Genomic DNA, 20,488 nt, shown 5'->3' on the forward strand with positions numbered 1-20,488 from the left:
TTATTTGATGTTGGTCAAGGACAACATCCAAATCCATTTCTTTCTTTTTAAGGGTCTGAATCCTTTGGAAAATTACGGTCAGATCTATATAAGATGTACTGATATCGATGGTTTTTACCAATCGCTGTTGGATCAAAAAGTGACCATCCATCCCAACGGGAAATTGGAGGTGAAGCCTTGGGGGCAAAAAGAGTTTTCACTTTTGGATCCAGATAACAATCTGTTGACGTTCGGTCAGAGCATTTAAAGATTTTAAACCACTGTTTTACAGTGAATTAAAATTTTAATAAAAAATCGCAACGGATCAATTTTAAATCTACCTTCGCGCGAAAAATTAGTGACCTTACCGCAAAAAGTAACGTTGATAGAACAGTTGTTCCACCAATTGGAACAAGAGACTTCTTCTTTTCAAAATAACACGGGAATTAGGTGTCTTTCCGGCTGCGGACGATGCTGTACCTATCCGGATATTGAAGCCTCTCCCCTAGAGTTTTTACCGTGGGCCTTTCATCTGTTTTTGAACGGTGAGGCCGAAAAGATGTTACAGACCCTTCGAGATCTCAAAACTAGTACCTGTGTTAACTACCAACCACTTTCCGTCGTAGACCAAGGCCATTGTAAGACGTACCGGTATCGCGGCCTTATTTGCAGGTTGTTCGGCTATGGAGCCAACACGGACAAATATGGTAAACTGCGCCTCGCCACCTGTAAAATCATTAAGGAAGGGCAGACAGTAAACTTTACTTCCGCAAACGAAAAAATAGCTCAAGGGTTGCCCGTTCCCGTCTTTACGGAATACTACATGCAACTCAACCAAATAGACTTCCGTCACGGGAAATATTATCGTACCGGTCAATAAGGCATTACGCTTGGCTCACGGAAGAAGTGTTGCAATACTATGCCTATAGACCTTTGCCACTTTCGGACAAAGAGTGCGTGTAACCTTTTAGAACACATCTTAAAGCGTATTGGGTCAACCCCAAAAAGGGATTTAAAGTACCTTGTTGTCATAAGAAAATCGTATTGGAGTCATCATTAGGTCTTCACTATAATCATTAAAAAAACAAGGAAATGAACATTTATAAAGCAATCAAGGACGATCACGATCTTCAAAGGGAGCTATGCTCTAAAATTTTAAAAACCTCACGGGGATTCTGAGGAACGAAGGGACATGCGGGAGGAACTGAAAAAGGAACTGGAAGTTCATGAAGTGGCGGAAGAACGTTTCTTTTATTCCCCGTTGATAGATTCTGATAAGATGCAGGAAGACGCACGCCACGGGATGGCGGAACATCACGAAATGGATGAACTTATAGAAGAACTGGATGACACGGACATGAGTTCTCCACATTGGTTGGCCACCGCTCAAAAATTGGTCGAAAAAGTAGAGCATCACTTAAAGGACGAGGAAGAGGACTTCTTTAAAAAGGCAAAGGATATATATTCCAGCGATGAAGCAGAGTCCCTTGCCAAAAGCTATGGTGAAACGGTTGCCGAATATAGAAAGGCGTGGCCCGAAGCCATACCGGGAAAATAAATAAAAAATTAGTTGCTGTTTGTATATAAAAAACCGCCGGGGATTCTGATCCTTCCGGCGGTTTTAAACAACTAACCAACCTAAAACTATTTTGTTCGCTTCCTAACTACATCCATGGTAGGATTGGAAGTCTTTGTTCTTTTCTTGGTGGCGGCACTTTTACCCGACTTTAAATACTGCTGATAGCCCCTGCCCTTAAACTCGTAAATGGTACCGCTATCTCGGGTGATATAATTCAATGGTCGCATCATTGATAACATACAGTTCAAAATAATCGTCCCCAAAGAAGTCGTAATCCAACGTCAAAGTCTTCAGGGAGGCATCATTGGCAACATCATACACCTGATAATTACCTTCAAAATCCCATTGTAAACTTCCTAGGGAAGTACCGGGAGCATCCACTGAGGAACGAAACATAGTTGGCAAAAACTGAAGAAAGTTCTCATCATCAAAATCATTCAAATCGCCCTCCACACTGGTATAGGTTTTCTCCCATGCATCATACTCCTGAATAAAGTAATTGATGTTGTCATAAAATACCTGGTCGTAATCAAAATTGCGTATTTGATACCCTTTTAGTAAGTACGAAGTGTCCGTACTTGGATTATATAGTTCCAGCGTACTATTGTTGATAGCATACACTTCCAATAACCATACCCCATCCAAATCATGATCTATTTCAACCACACCCCTGTAGGTATCATAGAAACCTACATCGATTCCAAATCCATTACCGGTCTTCCCTATACCTACAATATTATTATTGGCGAAGAAGGTACCATTGTCAAAGCTAACGGTAAACGCCCTTTGCAAAAAAGGAACCTCACCATTTCCACGTGTTTGGTTGATATCTATATACCAAAGGTCATAAACTTGTAAAACCTGATCCGTATTAAAAGCAGATTCTTCAATATACGCATCCTCAATAATAACATCCGCATAACAGGAAACCAACATGGTTGCCAAAAGTGCATATCCAAAAAGTAGTTTTACATTTTTCATACCCCTAAGTTTTTAATTTTGATTATAATAAAACAAGCACCGTGCCAAAACAGCAAACACTTTGATTTACAGGATATAAACTCCTGCTTATTATTTGGTAATTTAGCAGCATCAAATTCTTGATATGAAGAAAGACGTAAAATTTGCGGTACTTGGTGGAGGAAGTTGGGCAACGGCCATAGTGAAAATGTTGACAGCGAATCAGGACATGGTGGGATGGTATATGCGGAACACCGATGCCATTGGCTACTTAAAAATTCAAAAACACAACCCTAATTATCTTACCTCAGTAGAGTTTAAGACAGAACAGCTGTTTCTAACCGATAATATCAATGAAATTGTTGCCTATGCCGATGTCCTTATTTTTGCCATCCCATCTGCATTTTTAATGGAAGAATTGGAGAAATTGACCATCTCATTAGAGGACAAGATTATTTTTTCCGCCATAAAAGGTATTGTGCCGGAAACAGGAAAAATTGTAGGGGAGCATTTTCACGACTCCTATGACATTCCCTTTGAAAATATTGGGGTAATTACCGGGCCTTGCCATGCCGAGGAAGTGGCGATGGAACGACTTTCGTATTTGACCATTGCCTGTGCCGATCCCAAAAAGGCAAAATTGATAGCCGAAAACCTATCCAGCAACTTTATAAAAACCAAAATAACAAAGGATATTATCGGTACCGAGTATGCTGCCATGCTTAAAAACATCTATGCCATCGCCGCGGGTATCGCACATGGTTTGGGTTATGGTGATAATTTTCAAAGTGTTTTGATGAGTAATGCGATTCGAGAGATGAAGCGCTATACCAAACGAATCCACAAAATAGACCGGAACATCAACCAATCAGCCTATTTAGGAGATCTACTGGTCACCGGATATTCCACATTTAGTAGAAACCGAATGTTCGGGAATATGATCGGGAAAGGATATACCGTTAAAAGTGCCCAAATGGAGATGAGTATGGTCGCAGAGGGCTATTACGCCACCAAAAGTGCCTACCAAATCAAGAACGATTTTAAAAAGAAGGTAAAAACGCCTATTATAGATGCTGTATACGAAGTACTCTACGAGAACAAAAATGCCAAAAAAGTCTTTGCGGCATTAACGGAGAAGTTGGATTAAAAACCCTCAAGCTCTTAAAGACAGAATTCCTGACTACTACTTTCCAACGGCTATTGGAAGTAATTAATGCCTTGCTTTAAATGAGTGTTTAATTTATTGATAATCAATGTTTTACAACTATTTGGAAGCTAGTGTACTATTTTTTTTCGAATCTTATCAACTTTGCTGTTCCAAGCAAATCCTGTAGGATTAACTTTCATAGATTTTCCTGTGCTTTTATTTATTTCAAAAGCTGCAAGGGCAGTTTCTTTGCCAACATTACCAAAAGGGTGAAATGATTTTATGGAATAGTCTTTCTTGCTGGATATATAACATCCTGAGCATATATAGTAGTACCCATCAAGAACAATAATATCCTGAATTTTGTAAACCCTTTGATTTGAGTCTGGGTCAATTCTCACACTTTCAGAGGTAATAATTTGGTAATCCCCCTCAGTAAAATTAGTTGAGCTAGTTTCTATACCATCCTTATTCACTTCGGCCCTTGACTTATACACTAGTCCATTTAATTCGGAGACATCCGAATACTCCATTCCTATCAGATAGTCAAACTTATCGGTATCAGATATGATTTCCTTTTGTTGCCCGAATCCGTTGAGAGAAAAAAGAGCAAAAACTAGGACAAATCGAAAAATAGATTTAGTGGTTTTCATTTTAACTTTTTTAAATAAGTTACAACAATAATAAAGTAAAAATCAAGCCCTATTCAAGGAAAAATCCGAATGTTCCTTGATATCGTTTGCCAAAATTTCCCTCCAAGCAGTTAATTGTGCATCGTCCGTTTTAAAGGTCTTTTTAAATTCCTTTAGGACTGGTTCCATATACTGAGTGATACTGTCGATGTCAAAGTAAAGCCTTCCTGTACGCCTAATAAAGAAATCCATAGGATTCAATACCATTTCATTTGATATCCCATACTCCAATTCGGCCAAAATAAGCTTGGTAGCATTGCCCTTTTCGGTTCTTTTTTCATACAGTTCCAAAATCGCATCTGTCTGTTCCCCATAATTGGTCACCAAAAACCAGGCATCGTGTTTGGTAAAACCATCCGCTTTGATACGCTCATAGACTTGGGCTATGTATTTTTTTACATGTTTGTATTTCTTGAAACTATCATTCCCACAGAGTGATATTTTATCCGTGTAGCATTTTTTAGTTTCCGTGTCGTGCTCCAGTTTCAGTTTTTCAACCACACGGTCGACCACACGTTCCGCCATTTTACGGTAGCCTGTTAATTTACCACCTGCTATGCTGATAAGACCGGTATCCGATACAAAAATTTCATCCTTTCTAGATAATTCGGAGGCAGATTTCCCTTCCTCATGAATCAAAGGTCGGAGGCCTGCCCAAGAGGAAACGATATCATCCAATTCCGGATTGATATCCGGGAACATATTATTAACGGCAGATATCAGATAGATGGCATCGGCTATATCTGTTCGCACCTTATCCTTATTATCGTTGTAATTGGTATCCGTTGTGCCTACATAGGTGATTTTACCGCGGGGAATGGCAAACATCATTCTTCCATCCGGAATATCAAAATAAACAGATTGCTTTACAGGTAGCTTCTCATAAGGAAATACCAAATGGACCCCTTTGGTAAGGTGCAGCTGCTTTCCCTTTTTTGAATTATTGAGTACCCTAAGGTCATCTACCCAAGGTCCGGCAGCGCTAATGACGTATTTGGACTTGATCTCGAATTCAGATTCAGTTACCTCATCCCTCACTTTAACCCCCGCTACCTTTTCTTTTTTGTAGAGAAAATCGGTAACCGTAGCGTAGTTCAAAGCTTGTGCCCCGAACAATAGACTTGTCTTAATGTTTTCAATGGTCAAGCGGGCATCATCCGTTCTATATTCCGCATAATAACCTGCCCCATTTAATATTTTCTTTGGCAATAGGGGCTCCAATTTCAGGGCCTCTTTCTTCTCCAACATCTGCCGTTTGTCATCCCCGGTCACCTGGGCCAATATATCATAGACTTTTAAACCAATGGACGTCAACCATTTGCCATAGGAACCATTTTCGATCAAAGGCAAAAGCATCTTTTCAGGTAACACCAGATGCGGTGCCAATTTATGTACGATGGCCCTTTCGGAACCCACTTCTTTTACCAACCAAAAATCGAATTGCTTTAAATAGCGCAATCCCCCATGAATCAATTTAGTGGATTTGCTGCTGATCCCTGAGGCAAAATCGTTCTTCTCCAGTAAGGCAACCTTTAATCCCCTAGAAGCGGCGTCCAAGGCAATACCTGCCCCGGTAATCCCTCCTCCAATAACAATAAGGTCAAAAGATTCCTTTTGTAGTCGTTCTATATATTTTGTCCTATTAAGATTGGTAAATTCTATATGCTGCATACGATTCTTTCTTATATAAAGATAAAAAGAAGGCAAGGAGAAAGGATCCCTTGAAACTTAATTTAATATTTAAATAACAGACCTATTCCTCTTCCCAGCCCTTGGAGCGCTCCACGGCCTTTTTCCATTTGGCGTATAACTTCCGCCTCTTGGCACGGTCTAATTGAGGTTCAAAAATCCTGTTCATGGGCCGGCTTTCATCTATGTCGGACTGGGTCATAACCCTACTTGTATACCGGCCAAAAAGGCTGCACCCATTGCGGTAGACTCTATTACTTCCGGGCGATGCACCTCCGTATCCAAAATATCGGCCTGAAACTGCATCAAATAATTATTGGCACAGGCACCACCATCTACCCTTAAATTTTTCAACTGTAGCCCGAGTCGTCCTCCATGGCTTTCAGAATATCCTTGGTTTGATATGCCAAGGACTCCAAGGTAGCTTTGGCTAAATGCGCTTTGCCCGTATCCCTGGTAAGACCAAAAATAGCCCCACGGGCGTACATGTCCCAATATGGGGCCCCAAGACCAGCAAAGGCCGGAACCACATACACGGAACTTTCCCCTTCTACCGACTTTGCCAAATCTTCCGTTTCCCTAGCATCGGATATCAATTCCAATCCGTCCCTTAACCACTGTATGGCAGCTCCCGCTATGAATATACTTCCTTCCAAGGCGTAATTTACTTTACCATCCAATCCATACGCTATGGTGGTCAATAGTCCATTTTTGGAAAATTGAGGTTCTTGACCCGTATTCATCAACATGAAACAACCTGTTCCATAGGTATTCTTTGCCGTTCCCTTTTTAAAACATCCTTGTCCAAACAGCGCAGCCTGTTGATCGCCCGCTATGCCGGATATAGGAATTTTATGCCCTTCCAATTCATAATCTCCAAAATGAAAGGCGGACGGTTTTACCTCCGGAAGCATACTCTTTGGAATATCCATTGCATTTAATAGCCGGTCGTCCCATTTCAGATTTACAATATCATATAAAAGTGTTCGGAGGCATTTGTATAGTCGGTATAATGGTTTTTGGAAGTGGTCATATTCCAAACCAACCAAGAATCTATAGTTCCAAACAGTAAATCCCCATTGTCTGCCTTTTCCCGAGCCCCTTCCACATTGTCCAATATCCATTTAACCTTAGTACCAGTAAAAATAGGAATCGATTACCAAACCAGTAGTTTTTCTAACGTGTTCTGAAAGCCCTTCCTTTTTTAGGTGCTCACAAATACCAGCGGTTCGTTTGTCCTGCCACACAATGGCGTTATAAACGGGTTCGCCTGTATTTTTATCCCATACAACGGCCGTTTCCCTTTGATTGGTAATACCGATAGCTTTTACATCGGCTAAATCCACATTATTCTTGGAAATCAACTCCTTTAAGACACCCAATTGGGTTTCCAAAATCTCATTTGCATCATGTTCGACCCAGCCGGATTTAGGAAAAATCTGTTTGAACTCCTTTTGCACCATCCCCTTTATCCTGCCTTCTTCATCCACCAGTAAAGCACGTGAACTTGTCGTTCCCTGATCTAACGATATAATATATGCTCCCATAAAATCAATTGAATTTAAATGCAGCCAAGACTGCATGTTTCTAGAAAGATAAAGGGATCTGGCCAGTTTTCAAAGACAATACCAAAAGCGGAAGATCAATTATTCAGACTTTTCCCAAGCGTACTCGCGTTCCACCCTACAAATCCGAACCCTATAATTTTTGTACCAATCCTTGATTCCTTTTGATTGGGCCATTAAGTGTTCCGAATTACTCTTCCAATTGGCTATGGACTCCAAACTTTCCCAATAGCTTACGGTAATGCCGAGTTCTTCCCTGGCACTTTCAATCCCCAAATAGCCAGGTTGGGACTTGGCCAATTCATCCATGGCCTTAGCCATTTCAGAATAGCCCTGGTCTCCATCAGTTCGGATAGAAGTAAAAATTACGGCATAATATGGCGATGGGTTCATTTAGTTTATGAATTCCTTTTCCAAAAAATAGTCTACGATAGCCTCCTTCATTAGCACGGCCTGTTCTCCAGCTTTTAAAGGCGGCAGACTTTCCTTGATTTTATAATGTGGCCAACCATCTTCATCAAAATAATCGAATTCATAATACCCATAAGGTTCCAATAGTCTGCAGATAGCTATATGCATCAAATTTAATTTGTCATCCTTTTTATACTTCCTATGGTACTGCCCAAGCTCTTGTACACCTACGAGGTATATGATAGCATCCAACTCCAAAGGATCTCTATCTGAAAATCTACTAGACAATTTATGCACCGAATCTCCCAACGTTCCTTTAAAACGGTATCCCTTGCCATTGTATATTTTAAATTGTGATGATAGTATTATGGATATAAAGGTACTAATCTAAAGTTTTATATTTGTTCAAACTCGGGTAATGAATTTTTTGGATATTGTTCGGGCTTACTTCTAGTGTGGGGTCTTTGGAAAGGTCTTAGCAACGGACTATTAATCGAGATAGCCTCTATTATTGCCCTTGTTATAGGCATTTATGGGGCCATTCACTTTTCCTATATAGCAGGGGATTATCTTTCGGAAAGAATGGATTGGGACGAAAAGTTCATCAATATTGCCGCTTTAATAATCACCTTTATCATCATTGTTGTAGTGGTCCAAATTGTTGCAAAAATTCTGACTAAAATCATTGATATCGCCATGCTCGGCATCTTAAATAAAATAGCAGGTGCCCTTTTTGGTGTCGTTAAGGTAGCTGTCATCCTAGGTGCTCTTTTGATTTTCATAGAACGACTAAACACCAATTTCGATCTTCCTAGTCAAGAGATGAAAAATACATCTTTACTTTACTACCCATTAATGGAATTAGGAGCTTTTATATTTGACAACGTTTTGCAAGATGGACAATTGGAATTGTGATTTCTTCGACCAATTTTAAAATAATACCGACCAAAAACACCTTTTCCTGAATTTTGGGCAGTTCATCGAAAAATGAACGGCTTTTACCCCAGTAAAACCTTATTTTAACTAATATTACAATGTTGATTTCCCCAATCAGCACGAGAACAAGAACCCTATCTTACTTACCTACAAAGCTATCCTGAACGGCCTGCTTATTAAGAGAACACTATATGAAAATGAGATCGCTTTACGCTATCCCAGTTTTACTTGTTTTCCTCTTTTCGTGCACGGCCGAACCTTTGCAAGACGAGACGATAATACCGGAAGCGGAGAACAATGTTCAACTGGAGCAAGAGTTACTTACCGTGGTCAATGACCACAGGAACTCCCTGGGCTTAAACCAATTGGAATTCAGTGTTGTTGCGTATAAGTACGCCAATAAACATACAGACTACATGATTTCAAAAGGCAGTCTAAGTCATGACAATTTTAGCGCTAGGGCATCTAGCATTAACTCTGAAGTAACGGTTCAAATGGTTGCAGAAAACGTAGCCAAGGATTATGATACTGCAATGGAAGCTTTTGAAGGTTGGTATAATAGCTCAAGCCATAAAAAGACTATGGAAGGTGATTTTACCCATACGGCCGTAAGCATTAAGAAAAATGTCCAAGGAGAATTTTATTTCACCCAACTTTTTTACAAAGAGTAATTCCAAACCTAGGAATATCAATAAGTCATCTATGCCTTATTAAGTGGGATCACATCTTTAAACGGTTGATCAAAGCCGAATAAATAGTATTGTTGTTTGTCGATAAACCGTTATTTTTAGGTGTTTGTCGTATGGTCGTTTTTAAGAGACCGTATAAAGAATAGATTCCCCTTTACCCCAAGTTGCCCTTTATTTTTGCTCCAAATTTAACATTCCCCCGAATGACAAAATATTACCTACTAGGATTTGTCCTAAACCTAATGCTATTACAATCCTGCTCAAAAAATGAACTCATTGAAATAGAGGAACAAAATAATCTGAGTATTTCGGTTTCTGACAATACCCAAACTGAATTTGAGAACGAATTGTTTGATTTAATCAATGCGCACAGAATTTCCATAGGTCTGAATGAACTAGTTTTTGAAAGTACTAGCTACTATTATGCAAATGAGCATACAGACTTTATGATTGCCAACGGAAGCTTAAGTCATGAGAATTTTAGTGCTCGTGCAGAACAAATAGCCGCCAAAACAGGTGCCAAAGATATTTCTGAGAATGTTGCCAAAGATTATAATTCTCCTCAAGAGGCACTTTCTGCTTGGTTGAACAGTTCTAAGCACAGAATCAATTTAGAAGGAAACTATACGCATTCCGCCCTTAGTGTAAAACCAAACAACTTGGGAGAGCTTTACTTTACGCAGATTTTCATTAGATAAGTTTAATTTTGATTTGATATTGCCATGTGACCCTTGCCTTTGCAAGGGTTTTTTTATTCCATGTCCAAATTAGTAATTCACTTTTTCTACCTTTAGAAAAACTATGATTATGGGAATAAAGCCTCCATTTAACCTCAATCAATGGATTGAGGAAAATAGAAAAACATTAAAGCCTCCAGTCGGTAATAAAAATCTGTATAAAGAAGCGGGGGACTATATTGTAATGGTAGTCGCCGGTCCAAACGCAAGAAAAGACTACCATTATAACGAGACGGAAGAACTTTTTTATCAGCTTGAAGGTAACATTGAAGTACATATACAGGAAAATGGTGAAAAGAAGACCATGAAACTAGGTCCAGGGGACATGTATCTGCATCCGGCCAGGGTTCCTCACTCCCCTGTGAGACATGAAAACTCCATTGGACTGGTTATAGAGCGAAAAAGAGCGGAAAAGAATGTCGATGATGGATTACTCCGGTTCTGTGACAATTGCAACCACAAACTCTATGAAGCCTATTTTACCTTAAATGATATTGAGAAGGACTTTTTGGCCCATTTTAAGCATTTTTATAGTTCCGAAGAATTAAGAACATGTGACAAATGTGGAACCGTTATGCCAGTTGATGAACGCTTCATAGCAGAGGAGGAATAATGCTTATCATAGCCAAAATAATAACCCTGTTGGTGGCCTTGATGCACTGTTATTTCCTTTGGTTGGAAATGTTTGCATGAATGCACAAAGGCTAGGAAAGTGTTCAAGAATTTCCCTTCGGATTTATTTGAACCTACAAAAGGAATGGCTGCCAATCAAGGTTTGTATAACGGGTTTCTCGCCGCAGGCTTGTTCCAGTCCCTTCTAATTTCTTCTTTAGAATGGTCTGCAAATATCTCACTGTTCTTTTTAGGCTGTGTTTTGATTGCGGGCATTTATGGGGCACTTTCCGTTTCTAAAAAAATCTTCTATGTTCAGGGACTCCCCGCCCTGTTGGGGATAATTCTATGGTCGATTATCAAATTTGGTTTGTAGGGAGCAAAGTATTCTTCGTATTTTTGTTTAAATATAACAATAGAGATATAAAAAGTTACAAATGTCAGAAATTGCAAAAGAATTTGGAATAGTTGAGGCCTTAGCTGCTTTAGGCATAAAAGAAACAAATAATGGTTCATCTACTGGTCCGGAAAGCTTTGCTTCGGGCCACCTGATTGAATCCTATTCTCCAGTGGATGGCTCTTTGATAAGCAAAGTGAAATCAACCTCAAGGGAGGACTACGAAAAGGTAATGGAAAAGGCTATGGAAGCCTTTAAAATATGGAGAGCAAAGCCAGCACCCCAACGAGGTGAAATTATACGTCAATTCGGAAACAGACTTCGGGAATTAAAGGAACCTCTTGGAAAGCTGGTTTCCTATGAAATGGGTAAAAGTTATCAAGAAGGTCGCGGGGAAGTTCAGGAAATGATCGATATCTGTGATTTTGCCGTTGGATTATCAAGACAGCTTCACGGTCTTACCATGCACTCAGAAAGACCGGGCCATAGAATGTATGAACAATATCATTCCTTGGGAGTGGTGGGAATCATATCAGCATTTAATTTTCCTGTAGCCGTGTGGTCTTGGAATACAGCTTTGGCATGGGTCTGTGGTGACGTTTGTGTATGGAAACCTTCTGAAAAGACACCTCTATGCGGTATAGCCTGCCAAAATATTGCTGCTTCGGTGTTCAAGGAAAATAATTTACCGAGAGGGTATTTCATGTCTTATCAACGGAGATTATCAAGTAGGGGAATTTATGACTCAGGATAATAGAATTCCGTTGGTGTCCGCAACTGGATCTATTCGAATGGGTAAAATAGTGGCCCAAGCGGTCGCGGCCGGACTTGGTAAATCCTTATTGGAATTAGGAGGTAACAATGCAATTATTGTCACACCCGACGCCGACATAAAAATGACTGTTATTGGTGCTGTTTTTGGTGCTGTGGGTACCGCAGGACAAAGATGTACTTCTACAAGAAGACTGATCATTCACGAGTCTATATATGACAAAGTAAAAGATGCCCTAGTATCTGCATACCAACAATTGAAAATTGGCAATCCTCTTGATCAGAACAATCATGTAGGCCCCCTTATCGATACCGATGCCGTAACGCTCTATTCAAAAGCTTTGGAGAAAGTTGTGGAAGAAGGTGGTGAACTCATTGTAGAAGGTGGCGTCCTAGAAGGAAAGGGCTATGAAAGTGGTTGTTACGTAAAACCTGCCATTGCAGAAGCTAAGAACGATTTTGAGATTGTGCAGCATGAGACATTTGCTCCGGTGCTTTATTTACTCAAGTATTCCGGTGATGTTGAGAATGCTATAGCATTGCAGAATGGTGTCGTACAAGGACTATCCTCTGCCATAATGACCAATAATCTTAGGGAAGCGGAAAAATTCCTTTCCGCAGCGGGAAGTGATTGTGGTATTGCCAATGTTAATATTGGAACTTCCGGGGCTGAAATAGGGGGTGCCTTTGGCGGGGAGAAAGAAACAGGCGGTGGCCGTGAAAGTGGTTCGGATGCATGGAAAATTTATATGAGAAGACAGACAAATACAATTAACTATACTACCGAATTACCTCTTGCCCAAGGAATAAGATTTGATTTATAATAGATTATTATAATCGAGAGCGGCTTGAAATTTTGTAAAATCTCAGGCCGCTTTTTGATTAGGCCTATCCGGTGTCCAACTACCTTCCAATAAATTCTGTATGCCCAATATCAAGAACATACACAGGAATTTAAAAACCTCAATACTTCCTTTTTTTAACTTTTTCATACTGTTCTCTTTGTACCAATTCAATGTAGCCATATAAAGAAAAGGGTGAACCCATCAATGTACGATTGGAGTTGATTTTTGTATGATTTGAAATTGTACTCACTTACCATCATAAAAAAGCCCCACGTCTGATAAAGAATGGAGCCTTTTATTTAAACCAACTAACTCAAATATTGAAACTATACTATTACAATGCCACATTCTTTGCGGGAGTAATAGGGATCAAATTATTTGTTATCATAAGTTCTAAAAAAATAATATTGTTTAAAAACTGATTTATACCACTGTTGACATCCCATGTACAAATGGAAAAAATATCTGTATAAATGGTAAATTCCTTTTTTGTCTGATTACTAGATATTAAGGCTTAGAAAATCCTAAAATTTTAAGATTTTTTTAATACATTGTATCACAGACACTAAACTATAATCAGCAATGAACAAAACAACAACCAACCTATTGTTGATGTTGATTACCATTCTTTCCGGCACCTATTTCTACATTAATTATTGTAGCGAATGTGGCACCATGGCAACAGAGGTACCTCCCATAGAGACCGTAATTCCGGAAGAGGTAGCATCAACATCCTATCCATTTGCTTTTAGCGACGGTAATTTTTCCTATGAAGTAAATGACAACTACAACTTCCAATTTTCCTCATCGTCCATTTTGATGCCTTTGGCCACGGGCATTGGAACAGGTATCGATAAATTACAGGGGTATCTGTCAGAGAATCCGAGAGAAGGTTCTCAATATAATTGGCTATTACACCAGCGAGGAAGTAAATAATTCGGCCTATCCCAATCTAGGCCTTGCCAGGGCCAATGCCGTTAAGAATGATTTAGTGGCAAAGGGTATCCCTTCCACTCACATCAATACAAGCAGTGAGTTGAAGGAGATAATGGTTCCCGGAGACGACATTTTTTACGGCCCCATGGCCTACACTATTGACGCTGTATCAGAAACTGCGGATGAGGAACTTTCGGCTCTTTTTGAAAAAATCAATGCTGATCCACTTATTCTATACTTCAATACGGCCGAAGCATCCATAAATCTAAACGCAGAACAGCGTCAGAAAGTAGCGGATATATCCGGATTTATCGATAAAGTATCTGATGGTACAGTAAGCATTACAGGTCATACGGATAATACCGGCCTAGCCGAAACAAACATGAAACTTGGATTGGATCGGGCAAATTTTGCAAAGGACTACCTTATAAGAAATGGTATATCGGCAGACAAAATAACGACTTCTTCCAAAGGTCAAACGGAACCCATTGCGGACAATGCCACTGAAGAGGGAAAGGCCAAAAACCGAAGAACCGTAGTGACTTTAAACAAATAAAAACAACTAACTAATAAAACTCTTTAAAAATGAATTTCGAAACAATGAATATCTGGTGCTGGCTTATACCCCTTTTAGTGGGAGCAATCTGTGGTATATTAGGCTACCTTATTGGTAAATCCGCTACTACCACCATTATCAATTCCGCTGAGATTAAAATTTTGGAAGATAAAAACACCAAACTTCAAGCCGAATTGGACGCTTGTAATAAAAAAGTTTCTTCCAAAGCCAACCTTGGAACAACCGCTACCTCCTTTGCCGCTGGTGCTGCTGTGGCCTCACTACCGTTTGATGCAGACGCTGCCAAAGCTGTGTTTGGAAAAGCCGTAAAACAGGACGACCTTAAAGTTGTAGAAGGAATAGGTCCCAAAATAGAGGGCATGTTCAAGGATGCGGGCATAAAAACATGGAAAGCCCTTTCCGAGTCTACTGTAGCAGACTGCCAAAAGGTGTTGGACGGTGGTGGGAAACGCTATCAAATACACGACCCAGCCTCTTGGCCCATGCAGGCAAAAATGTGTTATGAAGGTAAATGGAAGGAACTATTTAAATGGCAGGAAGAACATAAACACGGCAAATTGTAATTACCAAACCAGCCTAAACTAAAAACCCAAGCAAGTCGCTTGGGTTTTTTTATTCTTTATATTGATAATTATAAAGCTCCATTGGCCTCTACCCATTTAAAATGGTATTGATCCTGGGGAAACTTCATACGCTCTGCAATACGTTCCAATCGGCAGGCAAACTTATAAGATAGTCCCTTGCCTTTTCGGCATCCTCATTTAATGACCGAATCGATTCCAAATCCCAAAAAGCGTTTAACTTTCTCAAAATATCTACATAATCCTGGGCCGTGTAAACTCCCAATCGCTGAGCACAATTTGAAAAATTCTCAAATGCGGTACCAATGGTTCCACCGGATTCCCTCAAAAAATGTGCGGGCATCACTATTTTTTTCTTCATCATATCGGCAAATGCCAACATCATCCCGGAAGGTCCTCTCCAAATATATTTTTTACAAATTCCCTATAAGCAAGGTGGTGCCGCATTTCATCTCCAGCGATAATGGTACACATTTTACCTAAAAGTGCATTGCCTTTCTTCTTGGCCATCTGCCCTACGCGCTTATGTGATATATTGGTTGCCAACTCCTGAAAGGAAGTATAGACAAAGTTCTTGTAGGGATCCCTATCTGTTCCTATGTCAAAACCATCTGTCAGCAAATGTTGTGTGGTTATTTCTATTTCCCTCATATTTACCCTTCCGGATAGGTAGAGGTACTTATTTAAAACATCACCATGTCTATTTTCTTCTCCTGTCCATGCCCTCACCCATTTGGCCCAGCCATTGGTCTTAAAATCTCCGTGTTGATCGATTCCAACAACATCCATCAACCATGATTCATAGGTTGGTAAGGCCTCCTCAGTGATGGTATCCGCAACCATGGTCACCCAAAAATCATATCCCAACTCCTTGGATTCCTCGCGAATTTCCTTCACCTTCTCCAAAAATCCATCTTCCTCCGAATCCGCAAAAAATCACTTGGCTGCCAAATTTTTTCAATGGGTACAAGAAAGGATTCCATAAAACCAGCGACTTTAGGTTCCAATGCCTGCATTACTTCCAATCGTATATTTTTTTCCGCCATGTTTTATTTTTTATCAAAGTTCGACATTAATATACTGTTTTAGCGTTAAAATCGAATTCATTTTTCAGTTTCTACCTTTTTCTCCTGGATAATAGGTATGGATCGGGTCGCTTTGCCAAAATTCCTTTGAATGGACATCCAATGCGGTCAACGGACCTTTGAACGCTGCACCGGTATCTATGTTCCACACGTTGGCAGCTTTTTGAGGTGTTGTCTTTCCCATTCGAGTGACAGGTGTGTGACCAATGTATATTTCATCATAATGAATTAACCTTTGGGGGTAGTGCTCATGGGTTTGGCTCAAATGCGGGTTCAGGGACAGGGCAAGTTCCCAAAGTGTTCGATCCCAATAAAAGGCCTTAGTAAAATATTCGTGTTCAACCCCCTTTAAATGGGTAAACCCGGCATGAAGAAAAAGCTTGTTTTCTTCGCTCAAATAATGGTTTAGCAAACTTTCGTAAAAAGATATGTGAATATTCTTTGTTGCTTGATCTGCATTGGCATATGATTCTGCCGTGGCCCTTCCGCCATGCATAAACCAAGTGGGGTTGTCCTTACCTTCGGTAAGCCATTCATAACATAATTCGTCGTGATTACCCCTGAGAAAGATACAATTGTGAGATGCTCTCAGTTGAATCAAAAAATCTATGGTCTCCACGGCATCGCTCCACGCATCTATATAGTCCCCCGGAAAAATCAAGGTATCCTCCGAAGTGACCCTTGCCCTAACCAGTAAATCCTTTAATGCTTTTAATCCCGAATGGATATCCCCTATAACAAGGGTTCTTTGTGATGTCATTTTGCAAAAATCGCAAATAGTCCTATTAAGACAAGAATAAACAGTACTAAAAAGAATATTTTCCGAAAGAATAGGGCCTACTACCGCTCACTGTTCCGGTTTGCCCATTGATATAGAAATTATAATCCTTACCGGAATATCTATAAGAACTAATATAAATAGGTAATAATATGTGCTTAAATGTTTCATTGGAGAGTTTGATATCGGCGTTTGCAATACGTTGTGTATCGCCACCAATGTCCCTTCTGATCCAGTTGTATGCAATATTTTTAGCTTCCTGGAAGGATTGATGGTGCCCTTCCTTCAAGGAAACTGTATATTTTTCGGTAACAAATCCTGACAAATATTTGGTATTAAACACTACAAGGTCCTTTAAGTTCCAAAAGGCCACTTTTTGAGGAATGTCACTTCTCTTTCGCTTTGAAGCATTTATCAAAATATCGTCCACAAAACCCTCTACAACTCCTGAAGCATAGATCCATCGGGTCTTTCTAACCTGACGTGTCCTCTTTCCTTTATCACTGTTATAGGTTTGGGTTTCGTAATAATAATCGCCTCTTTGACCTTGATATGATGCATATAGATTGGCATCAAAAGTCCAGTAAGGAACATAAAGTCCGTGCAAACCCTCCGGGTCAGGGCGGCTCTTTTGAGATTGTTGGGTGCAAACCAAAGGCTCCCAACCCATGTTTTAAAAATACTTCGGCCTTTTTTGCATCCAATTGAAATGGAACCAGTGCTCCTGGGGTTATCCAACCCTCAACCTCAACATCTTCCCGTATAAGAGGATCACCACAGTAGACACAGTCCAATGATTTATAGTTTTCCTCCACATGTTGATTGGCCCCACAATTTTTACAATGTAACAATTCAATCGTTTCAGTATAGGCATTTTCCCCAACCACTTTTAAGTAATGGGCCAGTTCCAATTCCTCAAAACTGCTCTTGGATTGCTCTATAAACTCCTCATACCCGCAATATTCACAAGTAAGCTGATGGGAACCTGGCTTAAATTTAAGTTCGGCCCCACAATTGGCACATGCTTTTTTAAGTTCTGACTGCTGAATATCTTCCATAGCAAAAGTGTCACTTATTCAACTAAGTGAAACTGTAAGTATTTAATTAGGACCTTAGGCCGATGGTAATGGAGGCGGGGTGTTACCTCCGAGAAAAGACTTAAGTTCTTCCACTTCCTTCAATGAAGCCCAGCTATCCATGCCCTGTTTCCATACCAACGTGTCCCTATTGATGGTCCTGCTGGCAAATAATTCCTTTAATCTATCGAAGGAAACAGGTCCCGCTTGTTGACCATTCACTGCATAAAAATAAGTTACCTGAGCAAAGGAATAGGTGGAGGTCCAACTGGGGCCTGCTGTGATTGATTTCCCATGGGCTGACTTGTGTTCTGACCCATCATATTGCCCATTTGCTGTGCCAGCACAAAACCCATACCCATGCCCATTCCGGCCCCTGCAGTACCGCCCTCGTTCTTAGCTGCAGCTTCCATTGCCTTGGCAGCCTTAAACTGGGAAAGTTTTGTCATATCCAATTTATCCAATCTGCTATACTCAAAAATTTCCTTTTTTAGTTCCTCCGGCATGGATACGTTCTCTATATAGAAGCGCTCCAATTCTATACCAACCCTATTGAATTCCGGTTGCATTACCTCTTGGCATGTCTCTGATAATTCACTGGTGTTGGCCGCATATAGTTCTATGGGAAGATTGGCCTCCCCTACGGTATCGGTAAACCTTGTAACTATTAAACTTTTTAGGTGCTCGTTCACCTCATAATTGGTAAAATTACCATCGGTGCCCACAACATCCACCACGAATTTTCCAGGGTCGTTTATCCTGAAACTATAGGTGCCGAATGCTCTAATTTCTACAAGACCAAAACGATCATCGCTAAGCATAAAAGGATTTTTGGTACCCCACTTTTCATCGGTGAACAATCTTGTATTTACAAAATATACTTCGGCCTTAAAAGGACTATCAAAACCATATTTCCATCCTTTAAGTGTTGTTAGAATAGGAAGGTTTTTGGTATTCAAGGTATATGTGCCTGGGGTAAAAACATCCGCTAACTGGCCTTCGTTTACAAACACCGCAGTTTGCCCTTCGCGTACTATCAACTGTGCGTTGTTCTTTATTTCATTTTGATATCTTTCAAATCTATGTACAATGGTGTCGTTACTGCTATCCAGCCATTCTACAATATCTATAAACTCGTGACTCAGTTTCTTTTTTATCTCATCGAATAATCCCATTTTCTTAGGTTTTTAATTGCTCTAAAAAGGTAGGGATTTAAAAGAATTCACGCAAAAAATAGCATGTTCAATAAGTGCTGTGAATACTTAAATAAGGAAGACCGAATTGACCTCGTAAATCTTTATGAATGGATTATTCATAACCAAAGTATTAAGTAAGCTATTTTTTCTGATTACCTTAGAAACTATTATTTCTGTATTAAGGAAATAAAAAGTATCCGAGAAGAGTTATTTTTGGACTCTTTTTAGGTGTTTTTAGAAGCGCATACCAACACTTAAAAAGTTTTGGGATTACGATTGAAATAAAACCATTAAAACGAAACAAATGAAAAAGGTGTTTTGCATTGGTGAACTACTCATTGATTTTGTAGCCGAAAACCAGGGCAAAAATTTATCCGTGGCCAAAGAATTTACAAAAAAAGCGGGCGGCGCCCCAGCAAATGTGGCATGTGCCATTAGCAAGCTGGAGGGCAAAAGCGTATTTGTTGGTTGTGTGGGTGACGATCCCTTTGGAAATTTTTTGCTGAATATTCTCGAAGAGAATAATGTGGATACTTCAATGGCCCAAAAATCGAACATTTTCACAACTTTGGCCTTTGTTTCCATTGATGACGATGGCGAACGTGACTTTGTATTTAGCCGTGGTGCGGACAAGGAACTTAAATATGATTCTACCTTAAAGAAAGATTTCAAAAACAATATGGTTCATTTTGGGGCCGCAACGGCCATGCTTGGCGGTAATTTGGAAGAAGCCTATAACCGATACTTTTTTGATGCTCTCACCAAGGATTCTTTCATAAGTTTCGATCCCAATTACAGGGAAGATCTTTGGAAACACAAAGAGGACGTTTTTATAAAAAAATGTATGCCTTTTATACAAAAATCACATCCGGGAAAATTTAGTTTAGAGGAAGCAACACTACTTTCAGGAAAAAAGGATCTAGATGAGGCTTGCAATTTTCTCCACCAAACAGGTGTTGCCATCATTGTAGTTACTTTGGGAAAGGAAGGTACACTATTGAGCACAAGGGATTTTAGAAAAACTATACCCAGTATCGAAGTGTCCCCTGTGGACACCACAGGTGCGGGGGATGCATTTATAGGTTGTATGTTGAAACAGATTGCCGAGCACGACAGTTTAGAGCTGCTCCTAGAAAGTGAACAAGAACTTTCCCAAATAGTGTCAAAAGCCAATAAGGCAGGGGCCATTACTACTACCAATTTCGGAGCCATTGAGTCTTTACCTACCCAAAAACAATTAGATTCCTAGC

23 protein-coding genes and 6 pseudogenes are annotated in these 20,488 nt (G+C 39.9%); 14 read left to right on the top strand and 15 right to left on the bottom strand.

Annotated features, from left to right (window positions below):
* Positions 1 to 7 precede the first annotated feature (7 nt).
* The 3 genes from NYZ99_RS18710 to NYZ99_RS18720 all read left to right on the top strand — a co-directional run bounded on the left by NYZ99_RS18710 (position 8) and on the right by NYZ99_RS18720 (position 1,537).
* Entirely contained in the window at positions 8 to 247 is a 240-nt protein-coding gene (locus tag NYZ99_RS18710; protein WP_338039137.1) for a VOC family protein, read from the top strand.
* A 90-nt stretch (positions 248 to 337) separates the two neighbouring features.
* A complete protein-coding gene (locus NYZ99_RS18715) occupies positions 338 to 859 on the top strand; it encodes a YkgJ family cysteine cluster protein (protein WP_338039138.1) in 522 nt (173 codons plus the stop codon).
* Between the two features lie 312 nt (positions 860 to 1,171).
* Positions 1,172 to 1,537 carry a hemerythrin domain-containing protein gene (locus NYZ99_RS18720; RefSeq protein ID WP_338039139.1) on the top strand — a complete coding sequence of 122 codons (366 nt, stop codon included), beginning with the start codon at positions 1,172 to 1,174 and terminating at the stop codon, positions 1,535 to 1,537.
* Between the two features lie 86 nt (positions 1,538 to 1,623).
* On the opposite strand, the gene NYZ99_RS22445 is transcribed toward NYZ99_RS18720, so the two are convergent.
* Entirely contained in the window at positions 1,624 to 1,776 is a 153-nt protein-coding gene (locus tag NYZ99_RS22445) for a hypothetical protein (protein WP_338039140.1), read from the bottom strand.
* Positions 1,754 to 2,539: a nicotinic acid mononucleotide adenyltransferase gene (locus tag NYZ99_RS18725; protein ID WP_338039141.1), complete on the bottom strand. Its 786-nt coding sequence runs from the start codon at positions 2,537 to 2,539 to the stop codon at positions 1,754 to 1,756. Before NYZ99_RS18725 ends, NYZ99_RS22445 begins: the two co-directional genes overlap by 23 nt.
* Before the next feature lie 124 nt (positions 2,540 to 2,663).
* Between NYZ99_RS18725 and NYZ99_RS18730 the strand changes: the two genes are divergently transcribed.
* A complete protein-coding gene (locus tag NYZ99_RS18730; protein WP_260572651.1) occupies positions 2,664 to 3,665 on the top strand; it encodes an NAD(P)H-dependent glycerol-3-phosphate dehydrogenase in 1,002 nt (333 codons plus the stop codon).
* A gap of 128 nt (positions 3,666 to 3,793) precedes the next feature.
* Here NYZ99_RS18730 and NYZ99_RS18735 read toward each other — a convergent pair whose 3' ends face one another.
* The 7 genes and pseudogenes from NYZ99_RS18735 to NYZ99_RS18755 form a co-directional block, all read right to left on the bottom strand.
* A complete protein-coding gene (locus tag NYZ99_RS18735) occupies positions 3,794 to 4,318 on the bottom strand; it encodes a hypothetical protein (RefSeq protein WP_260572652.1) in 525 nt (174 codons plus the stop codon).
* Positions 4,319 to 4,360: 42 nt separating this feature from the next.
* Positions 4,361 to 6,028 (bottom strand): glycerol-3-phosphate dehydrogenase/oxidase, encoded by a 1,668-nt coding sequence (locus NYZ99_RS18740; RefSeq protein WP_260572653.1) that lies wholly within the window; start codon positions 6,026 to 6,028, stop codon positions 4,361 to 4,363.
* An 82-nt stretch (positions 6,029 to 6,110) separates the two neighbouring features.
* Positions 6,111 to 6,248 (bottom strand): hypothetical protein, encoded by a 138-nt coding sequence (locus NYZ99_RS23085; RefSeq protein WP_420845147.1) that lies wholly within the window; start codon positions 6,246 to 6,248, stop codon positions 6,111 to 6,113.
* Positions 6,245 to 7,154 (bottom strand): annotated as a pseudogene (locus NYZ99_RS23090) (FGGY family carbohydrate kinase). Before NYZ99_RS23090 ends, NYZ99_RS23085 begins: the two are co-directional and overlap by 4 nt.
* 22 nt (positions 7,155 to 7,176) lie before the next feature.
* A complete protein-coding gene (locus NYZ99_RS23095; protein WP_420845148.1) occupies positions 7,177 to 7,593 on the bottom strand; it encodes an FGGY family carbohydrate kinase in 417 nt (138 codons plus the stop codon).
* A 99-nt stretch (positions 7,594 to 7,692) separates the two neighbouring features.
* Entirely contained in the window at positions 7,693 to 8,004 is a 312-nt protein-coding gene (locus NYZ99_RS18750) for an antibiotic biosynthesis monooxygenase family protein (RefSeq protein ID WP_260572654.1), read from the bottom strand.
* Positions 8,005 to 8,360 (bottom strand): annotated as a pseudogene (locus NYZ99_RS18755) (hypothetical protein).
* A gap of 115 nt (positions 8,361 to 8,475) precedes the next feature.
* Between NYZ99_RS18755 and NYZ99_RS18760 the strand changes: the two are divergent.
* The 6 genes and pseudogenes from NYZ99_RS18760 (at position 8,476) to amaB (ending at position 12,988) form a co-directional block, all read left to right on the top strand.
* Complete coding sequence (locus NYZ99_RS18760) at positions 8,476 to 8,937, top strand: CvpA family protein (RefSeq protein WP_260572655.1); 462 nt, start codon at positions 8,476 to 8,478, stop codon at positions 8,935 to 8,937.
* Positions 8,938 to 9,218: 281 nt separating this feature from the next.
* Positions 9,219 to 9,629 carry a CAP domain-containing protein gene (locus NYZ99_RS18765; RefSeq protein ID WP_260572656.1) on the top strand — a complete coding sequence of 137 codons (411 nt, stop codon included), beginning with the start codon at positions 9,219 to 9,221 and terminating at the stop codon, positions 9,627 to 9,629.
* A 221-nt stretch (positions 9,630 to 9,850) separates the two neighbouring features.
* Positions 9,851 to 10,345: a CAP domain-containing protein gene (locus NYZ99_RS18770; protein ID WP_260572657.1), complete on the top strand. Its 495-nt coding sequence runs from the start codon at positions 9,851 to 9,853 to the stop codon at positions 10,343 to 10,345.
* Positions 10,346 to 10,454: 109 nt separating this feature from the next.
* Positions 10,455 to 10,997 (top strand): 3-hydroxyanthranilate 3,4-dioxygenase, encoded by a 543-nt coding sequence (locus tag NYZ99_RS18775; protein WP_260572658.1) that lies wholly within the window; start codon positions 10,455 to 10,457, stop codon positions 10,995 to 10,997.
* A pseudogene (locus tag NYZ99_RS18780) lies at positions 10,997 to 11,372 on the top strand (DUF1304 domain-containing protein). Before NYZ99_RS18775 ends, NYZ99_RS18780 begins: the two are co-directional and overlap by 1 nt.
* A gap of 61 nt (positions 11,373 to 11,433) precedes the next feature.
* Positions 11,434 to 12,988 (top strand): annotated as a pseudogene (gene amaB, locus NYZ99_RS18785) (L-piperidine-6-carboxylate dehydrogenase).
* A gap of 42 nt (positions 12,989 to 13,030) precedes the next feature.
* On the opposite strand, the gene NYZ99_RS18790 reads toward amaB, so the two are convergent.
* Positions 13,031 to 13,156: a hypothetical protein gene (locus tag NYZ99_RS18790; RefSeq protein ID WP_260572659.1), complete on the bottom strand. Its 126-nt coding sequence runs from the start codon at positions 13,154 to 13,156 to the stop codon at positions 13,031 to 13,033.
* A 435-nt stretch (positions 13,157 to 13,591) separates the two neighbouring features.
* Between NYZ99_RS18790 and NYZ99_RS18795 the strand changes: the two genes are divergently transcribed.
* Genes NYZ99_RS18795 through NYZ99_RS18805 form a run of 3 tightly spaced genes read left to right on the top strand, consistent with a single transcriptional unit; the run spans position 13,592 to position 15,085 of the window.
* Complete coding sequence (locus NYZ99_RS18795; protein ID WP_260572660.1) at positions 13,592 to 13,945, top strand: hypothetical protein; 354 nt, start codon at positions 13,592 to 13,594, stop codon at positions 13,943 to 13,945.
* Entirely contained in the window at positions 13,848 to 14,501 is a 654-nt protein-coding gene (locus NYZ99_RS18800; RefSeq protein WP_260572661.1) for an OmpA family protein, read from the top strand. Before NYZ99_RS18795 ends, NYZ99_RS18800 begins: the two co-directional genes overlap by 98 nt.
* A 29-nt stretch (positions 14,502 to 14,530) precedes the next feature.
* Positions 14,531 to 15,085: a hypothetical protein gene (locus tag NYZ99_RS18805; protein ID WP_260572662.1), complete on the top strand. Its 555-nt coding sequence runs from the start codon at positions 14,531 to 14,533 to the stop codon at positions 15,083 to 15,085.
* Between the two features lie 124 nt (positions 15,086 to 15,209).
* Here NYZ99_RS18805 and NYZ99_RS22450 read toward each other — a convergent pair.
* The 5 genes and pseudogenes from NYZ99_RS22450 to NYZ99_RS18835 all read right to left on the bottom strand — a co-directional run bounded on the left by NYZ99_RS22450 (position 15,210) and on the right by NYZ99_RS18835 (position 19,217).
* A pseudogene (locus NYZ99_RS22450) lies at positions 15,210 to 16,149 on the bottom strand (acyl-ACP desaturase).
* Positions 16,150 to 16,213: 64 nt separating this feature from the next.
* Positions 16,214 to 16,948: a metallophosphoesterase gene (locus NYZ99_RS18825; protein WP_260572665.1), complete on the bottom strand. Its 735-nt coding sequence runs from the start codon at positions 16,946 to 16,948 to the stop codon at positions 16,214 to 16,216.
* Positions 16,949 to 16,994: 46 nt separating this feature from the next.
* Positions 16,995 to 17,636: a hypothetical protein gene (locus NYZ99_RS22455; protein WP_338039144.1), complete on the bottom strand. Its 642-nt coding sequence runs from the start codon at positions 17,634 to 17,636 to the stop codon at positions 16,995 to 16,997.
* Positions 17,584 to 18,024, bottom strand: coding sequence for a TFIIB-type zinc ribbon-containing protein (locus NYZ99_RS22460; RefSeq protein ID WP_338039145.1), 441 nt, complete (start codon positions 18,022 to 18,024; stop codon positions 17,584 to 17,586). The genes NYZ99_RS22455 and NYZ99_RS22460 overlap by 53 nt, the downstream gene beginning before the upstream one ends.
* A gap of 54 nt (positions 18,025 to 18,078) precedes the next feature.
* Positions 18,079 to 19,217: pseudogene (locus NYZ99_RS18835) on the bottom strand (SPFH domain-containing protein).
* 325 nt (positions 19,218 to 19,542) lie between these two features.
* Between NYZ99_RS18835 and NYZ99_RS18840 the strand changes: the two are divergent.
* Entirely contained in the window at positions 19,543 to 20,487 is a 945-nt protein-coding gene (locus NYZ99_RS18840) for a carbohydrate kinase family protein (RefSeq protein WP_260572666.1), read from the top strand.
* The last annotated feature ends 1 nt before the right edge of the window (position 20,488 follow it).

Origin of the sequence: Maribacter litopenaei, from assembly GCF_025244665.1 — a bacterium.
GTDB classification, from domain to species: domain Bacteria; phylum Bacteroidota; class Bacteroidia; order Flavobacteriales; family Flavobacteriaceae; genus Maribacter; species Maribacter litopenaei.

Bases quoted from the DNA above. Each gene is read 5' to 3' on its own strand.
- NYZ99_RS22455 (WP_338039144.1), bottom strand. From the start codon at position 17,636: ATGGGTTGGGAGCCTTTGGTTTGCACCCAACAATCTCAAAAGAGCCGC.
- NYZ99_RS23085 (WP_420845147.1), bottom strand. From the start codon at position 6,248: ATGACCCAGTCCGACATAGATGAAAGCCGGCCCATGAACAGGATTTTT.
- NYZ99_RS18725 (WP_338039141.1), bottom strand. From the start codon at position 2,539: ATGAAAAATGTAAAACTACTTTTTGGATATGCACTTTTGGCAACCATG.
- NYZ99_RS22460 (WP_338039145.1), bottom strand. From the start codon at position 18,024: ATGGAAGATATTCAGCAGTCAGAACTTAAAAAAGCATGTGCCAATTGT.
- NYZ99_RS18710 (WP_338039137.1), top strand. From the start codon at position 8: ATGTTGGTCAAGGACAACATCCAAATCCATTTCTTTCTTTTTAAGGGT.
- NYZ99_RS18775 (WP_260572658.1), top strand. From the start codon at position 10,455: ATGGGAATAAAGCCTCCATTTAACCTCAATCAATGGATTGAGGAAAAT.
- NYZ99_RS18770 (WP_260572657.1), top strand. From the start codon at position 9,851: ATGACAAAATATTACCTACTAGGATTTGTCCTAAACCTAATGCTATTA.
- NYZ99_RS18805 (WP_260572662.1), top strand. From the start codon at position 14,531: ATGAATTTCGAAACAATGAATATCTGGTGCTGGCTTATACCCCTTTTA.
- NYZ99_RS18790 (WP_260572659.1), bottom strand. From the start codon at position 13,156: ATGAAAAAGTTAAAAAAAGGAAGTATTGAGGTTTTTAAATTCCTGTGT.
- NYZ99_RS18720 (WP_338039139.1), top strand. From the start codon at position 1,172: ATGCGGGAGGAACTGAAAAAGGAACTGGAAGTTCATGAAGTGGCGGAA.
- NYZ99_RS18735 (WP_260572652.1), bottom strand. From the start codon at position 4,318: ATGAAAACCACTAAATCTATTTTTCGATTTGTCCTAGTTTTTGCTCTT.
- NYZ99_RS18750 (WP_260572654.1), bottom strand. From the start codon at position 8,004: ATGAACCCATCGCCATATTATGCCGTAATTTTTACTTCTATCCGAACT.
- NYZ99_RS18840 (WP_260572666.1), top strand. From the start codon at position 19,543: ATGAAAAAGGTGTTTTGCATTGGTGAACTACTCATTGATTTTGTAGCC.
- NYZ99_RS18740 (WP_260572653.1), bottom strand. From the start codon at position 6,028: ATGCAGCATATAGAATTTACCAATCTTAATAGGACAAAATATATAGAA.
- NYZ99_RS18730 (WP_260572651.1), top strand. From the start codon at position 2,664: ATGAAGAAAGACGTAAAATTTGCGGTACTTGGTGGAGGAAGTTGGGCA.
- NYZ99_RS23095 (WP_420845148.1), bottom strand. From the start codon at position 7,593: ATGGGAGCATATATTATATCGTTAGATCAGGGAACGACAAGTTCACGT.
- NYZ99_RS18825 (WP_260572665.1), bottom strand. From the start codon at position 16,948: ATGACATCACAAAGAACCCTTGTTATAGGGGATATCCATTCGGGATTA.
- NYZ99_RS18795 (WP_260572660.1), top strand. From the start codon at position 13,592: ATGAACAAAACAACAACCAACCTATTGTTGATGTTGATTACCATTCTT.